Below are 19,049 nucleotides of genomic sequence, written 5' to 3' on the forward strand. Positions count from 1 at the left end.
GAGACGCAGGTCTCATGCGGGGGATCCTGTGATTGCGCCTAAACTGTCATCTCGTGTTCAGGTGGTTGAGTGGCGGTGAGGGGAGTCCGGGCTGGCCGGCGTCCCTGGGACCGCTGCGCACCAGGGCCGGAACGGTCACGCTGCGCCCGGTGAAGATGCGGGACGGCAAGACCTGGAGCGAACTGCGCATCCGTAATCAGAATTCGTTGTTGCCCTGGGAACCGACCGGCGTCGGGAGCTGGGCCGACCGGCATCAGCCCGGTTCGTGGCCGCCGTTGTTCGCGGTGCTGAAATCCGAGGCCAAGCGCGGCACGATCCTGCCGTTCGTGATCGAACTCGACGGCCAGTACGTGGGGCAGCTGACCGTCGGCAACATTCAGCGCGGAGCCGTGCGCAGCGCGTGGATCGGCTACTGGGTCGACGACACGCATTCCGGGAAGGGCATCGCGACGGCAGCTGTCGCTCTGGGCGTGGATCACTGCTTCGGTCCGGTCGGCCTGCACCGGCTCGACGCGACCGTGCAGCCGGCCAACGACGCCTCGCAGAAGGTGTTGAAGAACATCGGTTTTCGGCAGGAGGGCCTGCTGGTCCGGTACATGGACGTCAACAAGCGCTGGCGCGACCACATGTTGTTCGCGTTGACGGCCGAGGAGGTCGTCGGCTCCGCGGCCGAGGCGCTGGTCCGTTCGGGCCGGGCGACATTCCAGTAGAAAGGCTATGCGCCGTGAGCGAGCTGGAAATCGTGGTTCGCGGCAACGCGCGCGGCCGCTACGCCCCAGAACGTGGCGTCATCGACATCGCCGTCCATCTCGAAGGCCCGGTGAAGTCTGCGGTGTACGAGTCTGCGGTGACGCTGCATTCCAGGATCACCGACGCCCTCGGCGAACTCGAAGCGGCCGGCGCGGTCAACCGGTGGACCGCCGAATCGGTACGGGTGTACTCGTACCGGCCCTACACCAACGAGGGCGAGTCACGGGAACCGATGTACAACACCCGTATTCGTCTCGATGCCGAGTTCGGCGACTTCGAGAAGCTGTCGGAGTTCATCGACACCTGGTCGGGCGAGGAGGGGGTGACGATCGACGGCGTCCGTTGGGACGTGCACGAGGCCAGCCGTCGCGCACACGAACGTGAACTGCGCCGGGAGGCGGTCGAGGACGCAATTGCCAAGGCGCAGGCCTACTCCGACGCCGTGGGCCGCGGACCGGTGACACCGACACTCCTGTCCGACCCCGACATGGTCGACCACGTCGCGTCGCCGCGTGCGCGATTGATGGGTGCCGCCGTCGCGGGTTCGGCGCCGAGTCTGGAACTGCGGGCCGACGACATCGAGATCGACGTCGCGGTCGACGCGCGGTTCCGCGCTGAGTGACTGAGAGTGGCGTGTGAATCCGCGTCGACATGACCGCGCTACGGCGCGTCGGCGTGGAACTGGGACTTTCGGGCCCTAGATTGTGGAGTGGCCTCGTGTGACCAGAGTGAATGAAGGGAGAGTCGCATGCCCAACTCCGTACTGTGGGTTTGTCTCGTCGCGGTCTGGCTCTTCGTGCTGGTCCCCATGGTGATCAAGGGTCGTCCCCAGATCCTCAAGTCCACTGAGGCCGCGAAGAAGACGCGACTGCTCCACCGTGGTGGAGCGCGAGCGACGGCACCGTCGACCGCGCGACGCCGCTCGTCGGCTCGCCATCCGCACGACCCGTCCTGGAAGTCGACGCGTAAGACGGCCGCGACCGCCACCGCCGTCGTCGACGAGACCGAGGACGACACCCAGACCGACGATGCCGACGACACGACGAAGGTCCAGAGCGTCGGGGACGTCGAGGTCGAGAAGCCGACGGTCGAGGCCTCCGATAACGCCGACGACGCCGCCGACGACGATCTGACCGCCGACGCCCACGCCCACGCCGACGCCGCCGACGACGTCGAGGCCGACGACACAGACGACGAAGCCGAGTACGAGGATTCCGAAGAGGCCGAGTACGAGGACGATTCAGAGGCCGCCGAGTACGAGGACGCGACCGACGATCTCGACGAGGACGAATACGACGACTACGCCCGTGCGTCCCGGCACACCGAGGACGAGCCGGAAACGGTCGTCGACGAGCTGGAGGACGAGCGTCCGGCTGCGCACACCGCACAGTCCGGGCGGGGTCGCCGCAGCGTCTACTCCTCGGAGAAGGAACGCGAGCTGAAGTATCGCGAGCGTCAGCGGGTCACTCTCGGCCTGTTCGCGCTGCTGATCCTGGCAGTGGTGTCCGGGTTCCTCATCGGGACGACTGGTTGGGTCGCCACCGGTGTGATCGGGCTGATGCTGGTCGGCTACCTCGCATACCTGCGTCGGGCCGTGAAGGTGGAGCAGCAGATCCGGGCCCAGCGGCTTGCCCGTGCCAAGCGTGCGCAGCGCGCTGAGGAGGAGCGTCGTCGACGCGCCGCCGCGGTGCCCGAGTTCGCCGCCGCACCGCCGCCCCCGCGCCTGCGACGTCCCGGTGGCGCAGTGGTTCTCGAGATCGACGACGAGGACCCCGTCTTCGATCACCTGCCCCCGTTCCAGCGTCGCCGCATGGACCGCGAGGACGTGGAGTACCGCCGGGTCGGCTGACCTTTCAGCTGCCTTTGGTCAGCGACGCCCTGCCGTGCGACTCCAGCCAGGCCTGGCCGCGTCTGGCGGCCGTCGAGAGGGCAAACCGCTCACCGACATAGGTCGCCGGTGCGCCGATCACCGGGATGTACCCGAGCATCCGGAACAGCACCATCGGCTGGGGACGCTTCTCGAACTCGTCATCGACCGCTCGGAGCAGCTTCGCGGCGTCCCAGATACCGCGGAACAGCGACTTCTTGCGCTCGTCCGGGTCGGTGGATAGTGCGGCACCGGATTCCGCGTCGACGTCAGGCGTGGAGATGTCCCGTCCGCACAGCACCGACGCCAGGAGCGCGACCTGGCGACCGCGCTCGGTGACCCCGTACTCGCGGGCGATCGCGACGAGCACCATCGCCTGGTTGGCGAACCCCAGATAAGGCGTGACCGGCAGGCGCTTCGCCCAGACGCCGAAGACACCGGGGAAGGCGACCGCACCGGTGTTCAGCGTGCCGATGCGGGTCACCCACCAGCTCGCGCGCTTGTGCATCGGCCGTTCGCCCCAGCCCTTGGTGCCGGGCCAGTCGGCGACGTCGAGGAGCTTCGCCGCGGCGTGCCGGGCCTGCTGGAGGCGGGAATCCGGGTGGTCGTCGTCGTGGAAGGTGTGTTCCTTGAGGTCGAGCGGGTCCCGTTCGGCGAGCACGTCGAGGACCGGGTTGATCACCCCCACGACATTGTTGAGAACACCGGCCAACTGCTGATCAGACATCTGAGACACCGACCCAGCCTAGCCATGGGTCCAGGCGTTTGGGATCCCGCGCGGTGGGGCTGCTAAAGTGGCTCCCGGCTGGTCGCAATGCGACCCTCCGGGGCTATGGCGCAGTTGGTAGCGCGACTCGTTCGCATCGAGTAGGTCAGGGGTTCGATTCCCCTTAGCTCCACAGAGTCCGAGGGCTCCGGCGCACGCCGGGGCCGCCCTCGCTGTCGTTTTGGGCGCTGTCGTTTGGGAGCCGACGTTTGGGCGCCGACGATCGGATGTCCGCGCCGGTCGACGGCTCGGAGCACGGCCGGGGTAATGTCGAAGACATCCGGATCGAACATCCGACAGGCCGCTGTCGGCGTCTCCGGTGTCAGACAGACCGTTTTCCGTCTGGTGAGCATGTCAGGTGGCAAATGTGAGTCCCGTCTCGCGTGGTTTCATCGTCCCGGCCGTGGGGGCCCTTCGATGAGCGCCCCGCCGCTTCTGGGTCCGCCTCGAGTGCGGTTCGGCGTCGATCCGTCAGTGGCGATCGGCGGCGCCTGGTACCCGTACACGGTCCAGCTCGCCGACGAGTTGCCCGGCGTCCTCGCCGCCGCGCGACCACAGATCGGCGAGGTGACCGGCATCGACGTCAACTGGCAGAGCTTCCGCCGATACCCCGGCCTGGATTCGCCCGACTCGCCCGCGACACCGCCGTTGATGACTCTGACCGCGAAGGGGATCGAGGTGACCCTGCTGGTCATCCCCCCGCGAACCGTGTCGTCCCTGGCAGCGATCCTGCTGCGTCAGGCGAGCAACACCGTGTCCCCGGACAGTCAGCTGCATTCGCTGGAATACCGTCGTGCGGAGCGGATTCTGGAGCTCGCTCGCCGGTCGCTGTCCACGTCCTGATCCCTGAGGTTCGAACTCGGGCACATCCGAGCGACCTATCGTCGTCGTTCATCGCGTGGAGGGCGCTTTCCGGTCTCCGCCACCCGGGACGCAGCGGTCCGTCGTGGCGGGGAGTGCTGCGGTTTCGGCCGCCTTCCGAGCCCGGGTCGCTGTAGGTTTCCGCCTATGACCGCCGCGATGCTCACCTTCGCCGGGACGCTGCTGGTCGCGATGATCGGAGCGGTCATCGCGCGACTCGACGCCAACGACCGGCACCAGAAGCTGTCCCAGAAGGTCGACATCCTGGCCAAGCTGTCGCCCGAGACGCCGGTACACACGCGGATGAGCGGAATCGTCCTCGCCGCCATCGACGATCTCGCCGAGCACGAGCATCGGCGTCGCAGTGCGGTCTTTCAGCGTCGGACGCTCACGATGGCGTTCCTCGCCTGGCTCGTCGTGGTCGGATTCCGAATCGCGGCCGAGCAATTCGACCTCGGCCACTACGAGAGCGTCATGCACTACGTCGCGGTGACACTATTGGTGACCGGCTTCGTTCTCGTCCTCGCGTCGGCCGTCGCGACCGTGCGCGACTTCCGCCATCGCGACGAGGAAAACACCGTGTGACCTCATCTGGACGCGTGATGCCTCGGCGACCGTGACCGGAGATGCGCGTCAGCCGGTGACGCGCGCGGCGTTTCCGGCGTCGACCGGGATCACGGCACCGCTGATGTGAGCGTTGTCCGGCTCGGTCAGGAACAGCACGACCCGGGTGATCTCCGCGGCCTCCAGCCAGGGGACCGGTTGTGCATGGAGAGATTCGAAGACGGGCGCGACGTCGTCGATCGTGGGGGATTGCAGGTCCGGGCGCATCATCGAGTACAGCGCCTCGTTGTGGATCATCGGCGTCGAGATGTTCCCGGGCGCAATGGCGTTGACGGTGATGCCGTGACCGGCGAGGTCGAGGGCCGCGCTCTTGGTGAAACCGATGACACCCCATTTGGATGCCGCATACCCCGCCATGTTGGTGTTACCGGCCCGGCCGAGCATCGACGAGATGGTGACGATCCGTCCGTAGTCGCGTTCGATCATCCCGCCCGCCACCGCGCCGACCGTGTTGAAGACACCGGTCAGATTGGAGGAGATGACCTCCGCCCACTGGCCGGAGCTCATCGACTGCACAGGTGCCGCGACCGACACGCCCGCGTTGGCGACCGCGATGTCGATGCGGCCGAACTCCGAATGCGCCTGTGCGACCAGCGCATCCATCGCGGCGCGGTCGGCGGTGTCGGCCCGGACGGAGATGCATCTGCGGCCGGTGGCGGCGACCAGACGCGCGGTCTCGGCCAGATCGGGCTCGGTGGCCAGCGGATAACCGACCGCGGGGCTGTCCTCGCAGCGGTCGCAGAGGACGACGTCGGCCCCGCGTTCGGCGAAGGCGACCGCGTGGCTGCGGCCCTGGCCGCGGGCCGCGCCGGTGATCAGTGCTACCTGGCCGTCGTATGTGCTCGTCATGTCTGCGTGATCCTCATCTGGTCCTAGGCGCATGACCGCATGGCTTCCCGTAGACCTCTCATCGTGCCACGGTGTGGACGTCCTCACCCGACCAATGGGCGCGGGGGCGGTCTTCGAGATCGGCGCGTTCGGGCCGGTCGGTTCCTGTTGACGGGGAGTCCGGCAACCGGTCTGGGTAAACGCCCACCCAGGTCCGCAGGTCTTTGTTAGTTTCTCAGCGATGAGGTCCTCGAAGCTGCTGTTGGGGCTGGTCGTGGCGGCGCTGGCCGGGGTGTTGGTCGCCACCGCCACGCCCGCGCGGGCAGACACATTGCCGGTTACCTACAACTTCCTCTCCGGAATCCCCGGTGAACTCACCGACCCGGGTGGTTCGCTGCCCGGCGCGAACGACTGGAACTGCAAGCCGTCGACGCGTCACCCCCACCCGGTCATCCTCGTACACGGGACGGGCGGATCGCAGCAGACCAACTGGGGAACCTACGTCCCGCTGCTGAAGAACGAGGGATACTGCGTCTTCACGCCCACCTACGGCGCGCTCAAGGGCGCCCCGTGGCCGATCAGTGCGATCGGCGGGATGGGCCTGATGTCGGAGAGTGCACGCGAACTGGGCGGCTTCGTCACCAAGGTGCGTCGCGCCACCGGCGCGTCGAAGGTCGACATCGTCGGACATTCCCAGGGGACCGTGGTGCCGGCGTACTACGCCAAGTATCTCGGTGGCCAACACAACATCGACAAGTACGTCTCGCTGGCACCCGTGTGGCGGGGGACGACCGTCGCCGGCGCCGATGCCATCGGCCCGTTCGTACGCGGTCTCGGTGTCCGGCCCGAGCAGGTTCCCCTGTGCCAGGCGTGTTTCGACCTCGACCCCGGTGCCGCGTTCCTGCGTAGGGTCGCCGAGGGTGGCTACTACCTGCCGGGCATCGAGTACACCAACATCGCCACGCGCCACGATGAACTGGTGGTGCCGTACTGGTACGGACTTCCGCCAGGTGGATCGAATGTCCGCAACATCGTTGTGCAGGAGGGATGTCGGTCGACTACACCGAGCATGCGGGTATGGCGGGGTCGCGGCGAACGGCGTACTTCGTGCTGAACGCGCTCGATCCCGAGCACCCTCGACGCGTGCCGTGCGAGCGGGTCGCACCGTTCACGGGTAGCCCGTTCTGACCGTCGTGCACGAACCCTTCCGTCCCGGCGTTCGGCGTCTACCGCGGGTGTCCGCCGTGCTCGTGATCGCGCTTGCCGCAGTGCTGTTGCTGCCCGTCGGTGTCTCCTCGCCGGCGCGAGCCGCGGTTCCGCCGCTCGGTCCGGACTTCGATTTCGGCGTCGCCCAATCCGGCTTCCAGTCCGAGGGATACAACCGGGACTCGAACTGGCTGCGGTACGGCAAGCAGGGCAAGGTCGAGGATCCGGTCGGCAACGCCGTCGACTTCTACCATCGTCACGCCGAGGACATCGACCGGGCCGCGTCGCTCGGTGTCGGGATCTACCGCACGTCGGTCGAGTGGTCGCGGGTGGAACCGACACGCGGACACGATGATCCGGCGGGCTGGGCGTTCTACGACAGGGTGATCCGCAAAGTCGTCGACGCCGGCATGCGACCGATGATCACGCTCAACCACTGGGTACATCCTGGCTGGGCGGTGGATCTCGGCGGGTGGAATCGCCCCGGAATGGCCGACGACATGGTGGCGTTCGCCTCCCGGGTCGTCGACCGGTATGCCTGGGCCGACCCGCTGTGGATCACGTTCAACGAACCGACCGAGTACGTTCGGCGCGAACTCCAGTACGGCGGGGTCTCGCCACAGAACCTGGGCCGGATGGTCGACGGGATCGTCGCGGCGCATCGGGCCGTCTACCGGCACATCCATCGGGTCCAGCCGGGCGCGGAGGTGTCGTCGAACTTCGCCTACTATCCGATCGCCGGACTCCAGCCGTGGCTGGAATCGATTTTCCCGCAACGGATGCGCGACACCCTGGACTTCGTCGGCGTCGACCACTACTACTCGTTCTCGGTTACCGATGCGTCGGTGGCCTACGGTGCACTCGGCGAGTTCTGGAAGAGCTCACAGGCGCCCGAGAGCATCTATTACGTGCTCCGCCACGTGGCGGGGCAGTTCCCGGGCAAGCCGATCCGGGTGATCGAGAACGGGCTGGCCACCGATCCGGCCGGCCGACGCCCCGACGGTTATCGGCGTTCGGACCACCTTCGTGACACGGTGTACTGGCTGCAGCGGGCCAAGCAGGACGGCATCCCCGTGAAGTCCTACAACTACTGGAGTCTCACCGACAACTACGAGTGGGGCGATTTCGACTCGCGCTTCGGTCTGTTCACCGTCGACGTCCGGCGAGACCCGTCGCTGACACGGCGTCCCACCGACGGCGTCGCCGCTTACCGGGAGATCACGCGGGCCGGGGGAGTGCCTGCCGATTACCGGCCGACGCGGATGCCGGTGCCGTGCTCACTGGTCGACGTTCCGGACAGCTGCGCCGACCCGGCTGTCGTCCGCTGAGTAGTGTTCCGCGGAACACTCGGGTCTCGGTGACCTGCGGGTTGTCGGTGGGCGGGGCTAGGTTGTTCGTATATCTGTTCGAACAGCGGGGGGTTGGGGTGTCTGTTTCGGTGTTGCGTGGTGAGGGTGTGGCGTCGATGTTCGATGGTGCGGATCCGTCGTCGTTGGCTGATGAGGTGCTGGAGGCACGGGTGATCGGGTACGCGGCGCAGATCACCGCGTTGACGGCCCAGTTCTTTGCGCATGTGGCGGTGTTGGAGGAACGGCGGTCGTGGTCGGGGCCGGGGATTTCATCGTTGGCGCAGTGGTTGTCGTGGAAAGCGGGGATCACTCAGCGCACGGCGCATGAGCAGGTGCGGGTGGCGCGGGCGTTGCGGGGGTTGCCGGTGATCCGTGCGGCGTTCGCGCAGGGGCGGCTGTCGTATTCGAAGGTGCGGGCGTTGACGCGGGTGGCGACTGACGTGCGGGAGCAGGAGTTGGTGAATTTGGCGTTGTCGTGCACGGCGTCGCAGGTGGAGCGGGCGGTGCGGGCGATGCGTCAGATCGATGCGGCGAACGGGACGGATGAGCCGGTGGCGCCGCGGGAGTCGGCGGGGCGGTGGAAGTGGAATGCCGATGGGACGTTGTCGGTGTCGTTGCGGTTCACGCCGCTGGACGGTGCGCGGTTTCTGGCGGGGGCGGTGCGGGCGGAGTATGAACGCACCCGCACGGTGAGCGACGACGATCTGCCGGTGCCGGCGGGTGTTCCGCGGAACGCTGCGGGTGCGCTCGAGACGGTGTCGGGTGAGCCCGATTCGGAGGTTCGGCCGGCGAATCGGCGGGATTTGTGGCGGCATGTGCCGTCGAATGTGGCGCCGGCGGTGGTGGCGATGGCGGACATGGTGCATGAGGGGATCGCGATGCCCGATCTTGCGCCGGGGGCGGAGATCCTGATCCATGCCGGCGACGGTGTGGAGAGTGCGCATCTCGATGATGGTCCGGCGTTGTCGGCGGCGGAGGTGGGGGAGGCGTCGTGTGGTGCGGCGAGGCGTGAGGTGTTGTCTGCGAGGGTGTCTGGTCGTCCGGGGAGGTTGGCGTTGTTGGGGTTGGGTCGAAAGAAGCGGGCGCCGAACAAGGCGCTGGTGAAGGCGCTGTTTGTGCGGGATCGGTGTTGTCAGATGCCGGGGTGTGAGCGGACGCGGCATTTGCATGCTCATCATGTGGTGTTGTGGTCGGCGGGTGGGGCGACGGATCCGGATAATCTTATTTTGTTGTGTGGGTCGTGTCATCGGGCGTTGCATCGGGGTGAGTTTGGTATCGCTGCGCATGGCGGGCAACGGTTTTCGTTTCACTGGCCGGACGGGGCACCGATCGATGTGGCTCCGTCGATGCGGGCACCGGGACAGTGGAGGCCCAATGCTGATGTCGCCTCGGATGCGACGGTGCCGGTCGGTGGCGGGAGGCTCGAGCTCGGGTATGCGACCGAGGTGATCTACGCGGTGTGGGAATGGAAGGAGCGCAACGCAGCCGCTGTCGCCGCCTGACCGCTCAGCGCGGCCGCCGACCCACCTCCCTCAATCTCGCTGCCGGTCGAATGCCATCACGGCTCGGACGTGTTCCGAAAGCGCCGCGTCGTCGAACTGAGGCAGCTGCATGAACCAGCGGTAGAAGATCGGGGCGAGAAGCATTTCGGTGACCCGGACAGGGTCTCGCGCGCCCTCGCCACGGACGAGTTCCCGCATCTGGGCAAGCTGAGGCGCAAGGAGCCGCTCCTGAAATTCTTGCGCCACCGCATCGTCGGTCTGGATCGAGGCGGCCAGCGACCGGAGTAGAGAACGCCGCGGTTCGGTCGAGATCTCCTCGACGGCCGCGCTGAGTGCAGCCGTGACCGACGTATCTGCGGGTCTCTCCGGGGGAGGGGTGCTGTCGTGGGCGAGCGCGTCGAACACGATCGCCGTGACCGAGGGCCAGTTGCGGTACAGGGTCTGCTTGCCCACGCCGGCTTCGGCCGCGATCCCCTCCATGGTCAGCGCCGTCGGTCCGGCGCGCAGCGCAAGCCGCAACACTGCGGCATGGACTTTCTTCACGGTTCGTAGATGCGGCACTGGTCCACTATAAAACGAGACGCAGCGTCTCGTTTGTGTTTGAATGGGCGCATGACCAGAACACAGACGTGGATGATCACCGGAGCCGGACAGGGCCTTGGGTTGGCACTTGTGCGTCGAGCACTCGAGGCAGGACACAACGTCGTCGCCACCACGCGACGGGTCGAATTTCCCATCACTGACCCTCGACTGACTGTTCTCCGGGTCGACGTAACCGACAGGCAGGCCTGCCATGTCGCCGTGGAACGGGCTGTCGCCGAATGCGGCCGGCTGGATGTCCTGGTCAACAACGCGGGCTACGGGTTGGTCGGGGCCATCGAGGAGGTCGATGAAGGCGAGGCGCGAGCCATCATCGACACAGACCTACTCGGTCCGTTGTGGATGAGTCAGGCAGCGTTGCCCGTCATGCGAGAGCAGCGTTCTGGGCACATCGTTCAGATCTCCTCGGTGGGAGGTGTGGGCGCGATGCCGTTCTTCGGGCTGTACAACGCCGCCAAGTGGGGACTCGAAGGCTTCAGTGAAGCCCTTGCCGACGAGGTGGCAGCGTTCGGGGTACGAGTCACCATCGCCGAGATCGGGTCCATGGATACGGAATGGGCCACGGGCAGTATGCGATTCAGTCAGCCGAAGAACGTGTACGACGCCATCCGCGCCGAGCGCCTCGGCACCGCCGCTGTGCCCTGGCCCCATGATCCAGGGGCTACCGGCGGAGGCACCTCGCCCGCCGCGGTCGCCGAGCGTCTCGTCGCGCATATCGCCGACCCGGAACCAGGCCGTCTGAGACTCCTGATCGGCGAGGACGCGCCGTCCCAGGTCGCCGTGGTTCTCGATCGGCGCGCACGCGAGTACGCGGCCCAGGCGCATGCCTGACGAGGTCGGCTCAGGGGAGGCCGAGCGCGCGGAGGCCAGCGGCGGTCGCGGCGGCGAGGATGACCACGACCGCGATCGGCGCGCGCAGGACGGCCGTGAGGACGCCGACGGCCACGCCCGCGGGCCGTGCCCAGCCGGCGAAGTCGTGACCGGCGAATACGGCCCCGGTCAGCGCCACCGCCACGAGCAACACCACGGGGGCCCGATCCATCAGCTTCTCCGCGGTCGCCGACACCGTGAGACGGTTGCGGAGGAGCGGCCCGGCCAGCCGGATCAGGTAGGTGCCGACAGCGAGGACGGCGATTCCGATGCCGAGGGAGAATTCGGAGATCATCGGGGTGCCTCACTGTGGTTTCGACACGGCTCGAGCGGCGGGGGCCGCAGCCGCCGGGCTGCTTCGACGGCGGCGAATCCGGCCAGTGCGCACAGGATCGGCAAACCGGCGGGCAGGAACGGCGTCGAGGCCACCGCGACGGCACCCCCGACGGCGACCGCTGCCCAGGTGGCGCGCGTCCGCAAGGCCGGAATGGCAAGCGCGGCAAGCAGAGCGGGGAATGCGGCGTCGAGTCCCAGCGCTTCAGGACTCGCGACGCTGCTCCCGAGGAGGGCACCCAGCCCGGCTCCGACCGGCCAGCAGATGAGTATTCCCAAGCCGCACAGCAGGAATGCCGCACGGGCGCGCCGCGGCTCGGATTCCGCGGTGGTCATCGCGGCCGTCTCGTCGTTGATCAGGTGTGCTCCGAGGAAGGCCTCCGGGAGCCCGCGCAGGTGTTTGCCCACCGCGAGCCCGTACCCGAAGTTGCGGGTGTTGACGACCAGGAGTCCGGCGAGGGCGGCGACAACAGGGACGCCCCCGGCGGCCAGGACGCCGACGAAGACGAACTCTGACGACCCGGCGAGCACGACGGTTGCGATGAGCACGATCTGCCAGAGGGCGAGGCCGGCGCTGTGGGCCGCGACCCCGTACGACGCGCCGATCACGAGTACCGACAGGCACATCACGACGACGGCGCGCAGGGTCGCCGAATCGATTGTTCTCCATGCCGAACGCATGACTATCATAGTGAACACACAACAGGTGTTCGTCAAGATGGACGATCGGACGGTTTGATGAACGAATCTCGGCAGGTGAACCCGAAAGCGCTGGTCGCCGCGTCGCTGAAGCGCGAACGTGCACGTGCCGGACTGTCGCTCACCGAGCTGGCGCGTCGTGCGGGTATCGGGAAGTCGACCCTGTCCCAGCTCGAATCGGGCGAGGGGAACCCCAGCGTCGAGACGCTGTGGTCGCTGTCCACGGCACTCGGCGTGCAGTTCTCGGCGCTGCTGGACTCACCCGCGCCGACCGTCGAGGTGATCCGGTTCGGGGAGGGGCCCCTCATCCCCGCCGCAGACGCCGATTACTCGGCCACCCTGCTGTCGACCGCCGCGCCCGGCTCCCGACGCGACATGTATGTCATCCGGGCAGAACCCGGCAAGCCGCGGGTTTCCGCGCCGCATGCGCGCGGCGTCGTTGAACACGTGGTCATCAGCGCCGGGCGTGCACGGCTGGGGCCGAGTGACGCCGCCGAAGAACTCGGCCCCGGGGATTACATCTCCTATCCCGGTGACGTCGAGCATGTCTTCGACGCGCTGGAACCCGGCACCGTCGCCGTCATGCTGAGCGAGACGTTCTGAGCCGCGACCTCGGTCACAACGATTCGCTTCTTTCGTTACCGGCGCGTAGTGTCGATCGCAGTGTTGCACCCATGACGGGTTGCATCAACGCGTCGTAGAACGCTTCTCTCGCAGGTCGGGGCCCACTCAGGTGGTCGCCGGGTCGGACTTCAGATGTCCACCGCCTGCCATTGACTTCATACGGCGAACGAGCCCGCGTACCCGCGTGTTCGCCATCGGCACCGACCATCGGCAGTGAACTGTCGTCCTGCTCGCGTGCCACGCACAGGAAGAGCTCTGCTCACATAATGACTGCTGTCCTCGAGACCCCCTCGGCACCTGCAAACCAGGTCGCCGACACCACTCCCGCCGACACCACCGCTCCCCAGGTTTCCTTCGAATCCCTCGGCGTACCAACAAAACTGGTCCAGGTTCTGGCATCGCAGGGCAAGGCCGACGCCTTCCCGATCCAGGCCGACACCCTGCCCGACACCCTCGACGGCAAGGACGTCCTCGGCCGCGGCAAGACCGGCTCGGGCAAGACCCTCGCCTTCTCCATCCCGCTGGTCGCCGGACTCGCCGAGATGCAGGTCAAGCGCTACGTCGGTGCCCCCACCGGCCTCATCCTGGCGCCGACCCGTGAACTGGCCACCCAGATCGCGGCTGTCGTCGAGCCGCTCGCGGCCGCCGTCGGCCTCACCGTCACCACCGTCTTCGGCGGCGTCAAGCAGACCCGCCAGGAACAGGCCTTCCGCCGCGGCGTCGACATCGTCGTCGCTTGCCCGGGACGCCTCGAAGACCTCATGCGCCAGGGCATCGTGAAGCTCGACGAGGTGGAGATCACCGTCATCGACGAGGCCGATCACATGGCCGACCTGGGCTTCCTCCCGGTCGTCACCAAGCTCCTCGCCGCCACCCCGGCGGAGGGTCAGCGGATGCTGTTCTCGGCAACCCTCGACAACGGCGTCGACAAGCTGGCCAAGCGCTTCCTCGACAACCCGGTCCTGCATTCGGTCGACTCCGCCGAGTCGCCGGTCGCCGCCATGACCCATCACGTGTTCGAGGTGTCGTCGGCGGGCAAGGCCGACCTCGTCGCCGAACTCGCTTCCGGCGCCGGCCGCCGAATCCTGTTCATGCGCACCAAGCATCAGGCCAAGAAGCTCGCCAAGAAGCTGAGCGAACAGGGCATCCCGGCCGTCGACCTGCACGGCAACCTCAGTCAGGCCCAGCGCGATCGCAACCTCGCCGCCTTCGGTGAGGGAGACGTGCGCGTCCTCGTGGCCACCGACGTCGCCGCCCGCGGTGTGCACGTCGACGGCATCGAGCTGGTCGTCCACGTCGATCCGCCCGCCGAGCACAAGGCCTACCTGCACCGTTCGGGCCGCACCGCGCGCGCCGGCAGCTCCGGTGACGTCGTCACCGTGTGCCTGCCCGAGCAGCGTCGGGAGGTCTCGCAGCTGCTCCGCAAGGCCAAGATCAAGGTCACCCCGAAGCAGGTCGACGCCAAGGCCGGCGCCGTCGACGAGCTCGTCGGCGAGCGGGCCCCCCGCGTGTCGGCTGCCGAGCGCGCGGCCGCCGAGGCAGCCCGTGGTGGTGGCCAGGGTGGTCGTTCGCAGGGTGGTCGTTCGCAAGGCGGTCGTTCGCAGGGTGGTCGCCGCGGCGGACACCCGGGGCGTGCTCGCGGCGAAGGTCGCGGCAATGGCGCCGCCCGCGGTGAGAGCCGTGGCGGGGCACGCGGTCAGGGCGGCGAGAGCCGCGGGGGCGAGCGCCGGTCGGGTGGACAGCGTGCCTCCGACGGCCGCTCCGCCGGTCAGTCCCGTTCGGCAGGACAGGGTCGCTCGGCGGCTTAGCCCCGTTCCGGCGACCAGCATCGTGCGGGTGGACGTTCGCAGGGCGGACGTCGCGCCAGCCGTCCGGCCGGTTCGCCGACCAACCGCTGAACCGAACCAACCGCTGAATCAGGCGGGTAAGAACTTCTGAGCAAGCCGTGGCGCAAGCCACGGCTTGCTTCCCCATGCGAATGCCCGGCCGGTCAGCGCCGCCCACGTGGGGGAGAGCCGGCCGTAACCGATCAGCAGCGCCGCGGCGGGGTCGACGCTGACGTGGACTTCGGCGCGTCGGGGATCGTCGGGGTTGATGGTCAGCTCACCGTCGGTGAACTCGTAGAGGTAGCGCTCCGAACACCCGCGCAATCGGATGTCATAGGTGCCGTCGTGTCCCGCCGCTGCCGTCGGGTCCACCCAGCTCGGCAGCACCTGCTGTCGGCCGCGGATGATCATCAGCACCACGTCGGGCTCGACCCACCACCGCGCGCCCACCGCACGCGCGATGTCGTGCCCGTGCACCACGAACTCGCCGATGAGGATGCCCAGCGCGGCGTCGGCCCGGATGAGCCGGTCGCCGTCGAACCGCATCTTCGGTACCTGTGCATTGAAATGCGAGACGGTGTCGACCAGGATGTCGAGACCCTCTCTCAGCTGGCGTGCCAGCACCGAGACGTCACGGGTCGGCAGGTTCGCGATCTGTTTCGCGTTGAAATCCGGGACGTCGATCGCCTGTCGGCACCATTCGCCCTCGCCGCGCGCGAGCGCGAGAAACCGGGCCGGCGCTAGGGCAACGTGCCCCAGGCAGTCGACCAGCGTCCAGCCCGGCATGTCCGGCAGACGCGTCTCCGGCTCGTCGACCCCCTCGACGAGTTTCAGAAAACGTTCCCCGGTGGTCAGCGCGGCGTCGGTGTAATCAAACCTCGAGAACATCCCCGTCACGCGTGGTTCGTCCCCCCACATGAGGCGCAAGAGTACTCGTGCGCACTGCGACGTGCGACACCTCGTTCGGAATCGTGTGCAGCTACAGCAGCTATCTGGCGCGCGCACAACGTCATACGGGCTTCTCTCGCCGCGATCCCAGGTCTGGAGTCCAGCTTCAGGGTGTCTCACTCAATCGGACGAAACCGACACCGCAGAGAACGACCGGTCACCGGTTCTTCGCGGCCACGATCGCCGCACGCACCGCTTCAAGGCACTCCGCGCCGTGTGGCTCGCCGACGCCGAGGTGATAACTGCCCGGGCGGCCGTCCTGACCGGCGAACCCGGTCACCGCGAACCCGTCCGCCGACTCCGGTGTCTCGACCGACGCGACGGCGAGCGGCACCGACAGCGCCGAGATCCCGCGATTCGCCCCGGAGACGACGACCAGCAGGTGCGTCGGGTGCAGTGCGACGAGTGTCTGGTGCTCAGAGTCGGGATCGGCAGGGTTGGCGCGCCGCCCGAAAAGCTTGCCGGTCAGCGACGTGGACGGCGGATTGATGCTCCGGGTGATCCACGCGGGCAGGTCATCGGTGATGGTCAGCTGCCGCGACTCGGCATGGTCACGCAGCGCCGCCGCGAGGTCAGCCGGAAGAGCGGACAGATCGGCGCGCACGGTGGTGCGCTGGTACGCGGGCCCCATGGTCGATCAATCTATCCGAGAGCGCGTCCTCTTCGAGATCTGCGAGCAGCGAGGACACGGTCTCCGCCGAGTCGGTCTTGTTGGTGCCGATGAAGCCCGACGGTCCACGCTTGATCCAGCCGGTCACGTACGTGCCCGGTACCTGTTCGTCGCCGTCGAACACCCGGCCGGCGCGATGCGGGATGACGCCCTTTGCTTCGTCGAAGGGCAGGCCCGGTACGGGGACGCCGCGGTAACCGACCGAGGTCAGCACGAGTCCGGCCTCGAGAGTGACGCTTTCACCGGTGGGTTCGATCACGGTCGCGCCCGCGTCGTCGACGATCACCCGGTTGCGGCCCACGACGACACCGTTCGCGCGTCCGTCCTGCCCGCGCACCTCGAGCGGAGAACCGAAGAACGCCAGCCTGATCCGACGCCCCTCGGGTTCACCGGCAGCGGCGCATTCGGCCAGGATGTCGAGTTTGGCGCGGGTGGTCGCGTCGAGTTCGCCGTCCACCGGAGGCGACTCGAGATCGGCGGGATCGACCGTCACCGCGACACCGGAATCCACCAACCCGATCAGCTCGGGCAACGTGAATGCGGCGTGGACGGGTCCGCGCCGTCCCAGAACGACGACCTCGCGCACCGACGACCGCCGCAGGGCGGCCAGTGCGCCCGGCGAGATGGGCGTGTCGGCGAGTGCGGCGGGGTCGGCGACGAGGATGCGTGCGACGTCGAGTGCGACGTTGCCGTTGCCGATGACCACCACCCGGTCGGTGGACAGGTCGACGTCGAGGTCGGTGAAGTCCGGATGGCCGTTGTACCAGCCGACGAACGACGTGGCGCTGGTGACGCCGGCCTGCTCGATCCCCGGCAGGTCCAGCGTCTTGTCGGTGGGGGCGCCGACGGCCCAGATGACGCCCGAGTGACGTGCCCGGAGGTCGTCGAGCGTGATGTCGCGTCCCACCTCGGTGTCGAGCAGGATCTCCAGATTCGGGTTGCGCGCGATGTCGTCGAACAGGCGCATCACCTTGCGGGTGTGCAGGTGGTCCGGGGCGACACCGAAGCGGGCGAGACCGAACGGCCGGTCGAGGCGTTCGTACATCGTCACCGAGACCTGGGGATGGCGCAGCAGCTCGTCGGCGGCGTACATCGCCGACGGTCCGGAGCCGACGATGCCGATCGACACCCGGCGCTCGACCGCGAGCTGCCGCGGACGGTCGATCGGGGCGAGAGGGAGTCGTCGTGCGGGGTCCACGGGGAAACGCGCCGCACCGTCGACGGTGTCGCGGTATTGCAGAGCGTTGACCTCGGCGAACCGTTCCTGGCCGTCGGGCAGGCGATGGCCGGGCACGATGGCACCGACCGGGCAGGCGCTGACGCATGCCCCGCAGTCGACGCAGGTCGCCGGGTCGATGTAGAGCATCTCGGCGATGCCGAAGTCGGGTTCTTCCGGGGTGGGGTGGATGCAGTTGACGGGGCATGCGTAGACGCACGACGCGTCGCCGCAGCACGCCTGGGTGACGACGTGAGGCATGAGGGTCGGTTCGCTACCTGTGTGGAGGAGGGCGGATCAGGCCGGTGAGGGTCAGGCTGCCGTGTAGGTCGGCTCGCTGCGGAAACGCGAAGGGCGACCGCTGATTCCGAGTGCGCGCCAGAGCAGGCGCGACACCGGGTTCATCAGTCCGCTCTGGTCGGCGAGCATCCGGACGTCTCCGAAAACGTTGCGCAGGAAGCGCTTCGACTCCTCGGACCGCCAGAAGATGTCTTTCATGACCTCACGGGGGACGTCGAACTCCCGGGCGAAGGAACGCGGCGGCACCACGATTGCACCGCACAGGATGCGCATCGCCAGCGGCAGCATGAGTGACAGCAGGAAACGCTGGAAGCGGTTGCGCTGCGGGACCTGCTCGCGGATGAAGTGGTGCGCGAACGAGATGTGGCGCGCCTCTTCGGCGACGTGCAGCTGCATCACCGCGGCCATCGTCGGGTGCAGGCGGACGCGGGTCCGCAGGAAGTCCTTCTGGATGTGGTCGATCGGTTCCTCGCCGCCGAGTACGCCGAAGAAGAACACGACCGGGAAGACCGTCGACACGAGCGGGACGAGCGGCGAGATCAGCCGGTACCCGATCTTCGCGCCGGGAACGTCCATGCCCACGCGGTTCACGAACTCCTGGAACATCAGGGTGTGATTGCACTCCTCCTTGGATTCGTGCGTGGTGTACCGGAACTCGCGTGCGCCGTTGGGGAGGGAGAAGCTGTACTGCATCAGGCCACGGATGAGCACCGACTCGAACTGCAGGCCGACCTTGGCGACGTTGGCCTGACGCCACATGCCGATCTCGATCTGCTTGCTCTCCGGCAGCTGCTGGTACCAGGGGTGACGACCGATCGGGTCGACCTCGTAGGAGAGGATCCAGCGCGGGTCGTCCGCGGTGATCGCCATGTGCGGCGCATCCCAGTCGATGTCGACGTAGGGGTCGAAGTTGCGGTGCACCGAGGCCGCGGACAGGTCGTCGAGCACCTGGCCGTAGTCGTGCTCGGAGCCCGTTTTATCGGGTTCGGGAACGTAGCGCGAGGGGGCGTCGCCGGTGGTGTGCGGATTCGTCAATGCTTTGGTCATCGTCGCGTCCTTCGAGGTGGGCCGGGCCATGTGCGGATGGCCACAGCGGATGAGTCGAACGTATTTCGACGCTCCGCTATTTGTCAACACTCAATGTCACGTTCCGTGGTCCGACCCGGTCCGGTTTGCCCGCTGACCAGCTGAGACGGACGTAATTCGTTCG

General features: G+C 67.6%; 19 protein-coding genes, 1 tRNA gene and 1 pseudogene. 12 read left to right on the forward strand and 9 right to left on the reverse strand.

Annotated features, from left to right (window positions below; all coding sequences use genetic code 11):
* The first annotated feature begins 53 nt into the window (after positions 1-53).
* From IHQ52_RS09965 to sepX, 3 genes are all read left to right on the forward strand, one after another.
* On the forward strand, positions 54-710 hold the full coding sequence (locus IHQ52_RS09965) for a GNAT family N-acetyltransferase (protein ID WP_096273489.1): 657 nt from the start codon (positions 54-56) through the stop codon (positions 708-710).
* Between the two features lie 14 nt (positions 711-724).
* Entirely contained in the window at positions 725-1,372 is a 648-nt protein-coding gene (locus IHQ52_RS09970) for an SIMPL domain-containing protein (RefSeq protein ID WP_096273491.1), read from the forward strand.
* 126 nt (positions 1,373-1,498) lie between these two features.
* Positions 1,499-2,599 carry a divisome protein SepX/GlpR gene (sepX, locus tag IHQ52_RS09975; RefSeq protein WP_238064233.1) on the forward strand — a complete coding sequence of 367 codons (1,101 nt, stop codon included), beginning with the start codon at positions 1,499-1,501 and terminating at the stop codon, positions 2,597-2,599.
* A 4-nt stretch (positions 2,600-2,603) separates the two neighbouring features.
* On the opposite strand, the gene IHQ52_RS09980 is transcribed toward sepX, so the two are convergent.
* On the reverse strand, positions 2,604-3,353 hold the full coding sequence (locus IHQ52_RS09980; RefSeq protein WP_238064234.1) for a hypothetical protein: 750 nt from the start codon (positions 3,351-3,353) through the stop codon (positions 2,604-2,606).
* A 90-nt stretch (positions 3,354-3,443) separates the two neighbouring features.
* Here IHQ52_RS09980 and IHQ52_RS09985 point away from each other — a divergent pair.
* The 3 genes from IHQ52_RS09985 (at position 3,444) to IHQ52_RS09995 (ending at position 4,829) form a co-directional block, all read left to right on the forward strand.
* A tRNA-Ala gene (locus IHQ52_RS09985) sits at positions 3,444-3,516 on the forward strand.
* Positions 3,517-3,800: 284 nt separating this feature from the next.
* Positions 3,801-4,226 (forward strand): DUF5994 family protein, encoded by a 426-nt coding sequence (locus IHQ52_RS09990; RefSeq protein WP_024500018.1) that lies wholly within the window; start codon positions 3,801-3,803, stop codon positions 4,224-4,226.
* 165 nt (positions 4,227-4,391) lie between these two features.
* Positions 4,392-4,829 (forward strand): hypothetical protein, encoded by a 438-nt coding sequence (locus tag IHQ52_RS09995; RefSeq protein ID WP_096273497.1) that lies wholly within the window; start codon positions 4,392-4,394, stop codon positions 4,827-4,829.
* A gap of 48 nt (positions 4,830-4,877) precedes the next feature.
* Here IHQ52_RS09995 and IHQ52_RS10000 read toward each other — a convergent pair whose 3' ends face one another.
* On the reverse strand, positions 4,878-5,717 hold the full coding sequence (locus IHQ52_RS10000) for a mycofactocin-coupled SDR family oxidoreductase (protein ID WP_006437121.1): 840 nt from the start codon (positions 5,715-5,717) through the stop codon (positions 4,878-4,880).
* Positions 5,718-5,937: 220 nt separating this feature from the next.
* On the opposite strand from IHQ52_RS10000, the pseudogene IHQ52_RS10005 reads away from it, so the two are divergent.
* From IHQ52_RS10005 to IHQ52_RS10015, 3 genes and pseudogenes are all read left to right on the forward strand, one after another.
* Positions 5,938-6,884, forward strand: a pseudogene (locus IHQ52_RS10005) (esterase/lipase family protein).
* 56 nt (positions 6,885-6,940) lie between these two features.
* On the forward strand, positions 6,941-8,230 hold the full coding sequence (locus IHQ52_RS10010) for a family 1 glycosylhydrolase (protein WP_006437119.1): 1,290 nt from the start codon (positions 6,941-6,943) through the stop codon (positions 8,228-8,230).
* A gap of 137 nt (positions 8,231-8,367) precedes the next feature.
* Complete coding sequence (locus tag IHQ52_RS10015) at positions 8,368-9,753, forward strand: HNH endonuclease signature motif containing protein (RefSeq protein WP_051995417.1); 1,386 nt, start codon at positions 8,368-8,370, stop codon at positions 9,751-9,753.
* A 30-nt stretch (positions 9,754-9,783) separates the two neighbouring features.
* Here IHQ52_RS10015 and IHQ52_RS10020 read toward each other — a convergent pair whose 3' ends face one another.
* Complete coding sequence (locus IHQ52_RS10020; protein ID WP_236577649.1) at positions 9,784-10,539, reverse strand: TetR/AcrR family transcriptional regulator; 756 nt, start codon at positions 10,537-10,539, stop codon at positions 9,784-9,786.
* On the opposite strand from IHQ52_RS10020, the gene IHQ52_RS10025 reads away from it, so the two are divergent.
* Entirely contained in the window at positions 10,426-11,184 is a 759-nt protein-coding gene (locus tag IHQ52_RS10025) for an SDR family NAD(P)-dependent oxidoreductase (RefSeq protein WP_236577645.1), read from the forward strand. The two genes, IHQ52_RS10020 and IHQ52_RS10025, sit on opposite strands and share 114 nt — an antisense overlap.
* 10 nt (positions 11,185-11,194) lie before the next feature.
* Here the strand turns inward: IHQ52_RS10025 and IHQ52_RS10030 are convergent, their stop codons facing one another.
* Entirely contained in the window at positions 11,195-11,518 is a 324-nt protein-coding gene (locus tag IHQ52_RS10030; RefSeq protein WP_006437115.1) for an AzlD domain-containing protein, read from the reverse strand.
* The gene (locus tag IHQ52_RS10035) at positions 11,515-12,237 is read right to left on the reverse strand and encodes an AzlC family ABC transporter permease (protein ID WP_006437114.1); all 723 of its coding nucleotides are present in this window, start codon (positions 12,235-12,237) and stop codon (positions 11,515-11,517) included. Before IHQ52_RS10035 ends, IHQ52_RS10030 begins: the two co-directional genes overlap by 4 nt.
* Positions 12,238-12,294: 57 nt before the next feature.
* On the opposite strand from IHQ52_RS10035, the gene IHQ52_RS10040 reads away from it, so the two are divergent.
* Together IHQ52_RS10040 and IHQ52_RS10045 are read left to right on the forward strand one after the other, a co-directional pair.
* On the forward strand, positions 12,295-12,858 hold the full coding sequence (locus IHQ52_RS10040) for a helix-turn-helix domain-containing protein (RefSeq protein WP_006437113.1): 564 nt from the start codon (positions 12,295-12,297) through the stop codon (positions 12,856-12,858).
* Positions 12,859-13,145: 287 nt separating this feature from the next.
* Positions 13,146-14,687 (forward strand): DEAD/DEAH box helicase, encoded by a 1,542-nt coding sequence (locus IHQ52_RS10045; protein ID WP_006437112.1) that lies wholly within the window; start codon positions 13,146-13,148, stop codon positions 14,685-14,687.
* Between the two features lie 108 nt (positions 14,688-14,795).
* Here the strand turns inward: IHQ52_RS10045 and IHQ52_RS10050 are convergent, their stop codons facing one another.
* The 4 genes from IHQ52_RS10050 to IHQ52_RS10065 all read right to left on the reverse strand — a co-directional run bounded on the left by IHQ52_RS10050 (position 14,796) and on the right by IHQ52_RS10065 (position 18,886).
* On the reverse strand, positions 14,796-15,623 hold the full coding sequence (locus IHQ52_RS10050) for a maleylpyruvate isomerase family mycothiol-dependent enzyme (RefSeq protein ID WP_396349732.1): 828 nt from the start codon (positions 15,621-15,623) through the stop codon (positions 14,796-14,798).
* Between the two features lie 187 nt (positions 15,624-15,810).
* A complete protein-coding gene (locus IHQ52_RS10055; protein ID WP_006437110.1) occupies positions 15,811-16,284 on the reverse strand; it encodes a hypothetical protein in 474 nt (157 codons plus the stop codon).
* Positions 16,226-17,800 (reverse strand): 4Fe-4S binding protein, encoded by a 1,575-nt coding sequence (locus IHQ52_RS10060; RefSeq protein WP_006437109.1) that lies wholly within the window; start codon positions 17,798-17,800, stop codon positions 16,226-16,228. The genes IHQ52_RS10055 and IHQ52_RS10060 overlap by 59 nt, the downstream gene beginning before the upstream one ends.
* Before the next feature lie 51 nt (positions 17,801-17,851).
* Positions 17,852-18,886: an AurF N-oxygenase family protein gene (locus IHQ52_RS10065; protein ID WP_006437108.1), complete on the reverse strand. Its 1,035-nt coding sequence runs from the start codon at positions 18,884-18,886 to the stop codon at positions 17,852-17,854.
* Positions 18,887-19,049: the final 163 nt, after the last annotated feature.

The organism is Gordonia amicalis (assembly GCF_022059885.1).
Classification (GTDB): Bacteria; Actinomycetota; Actinomycetes; order Mycobacteriales; family Mycobacteriaceae; genus Gordonia; species Gordonia amicalis.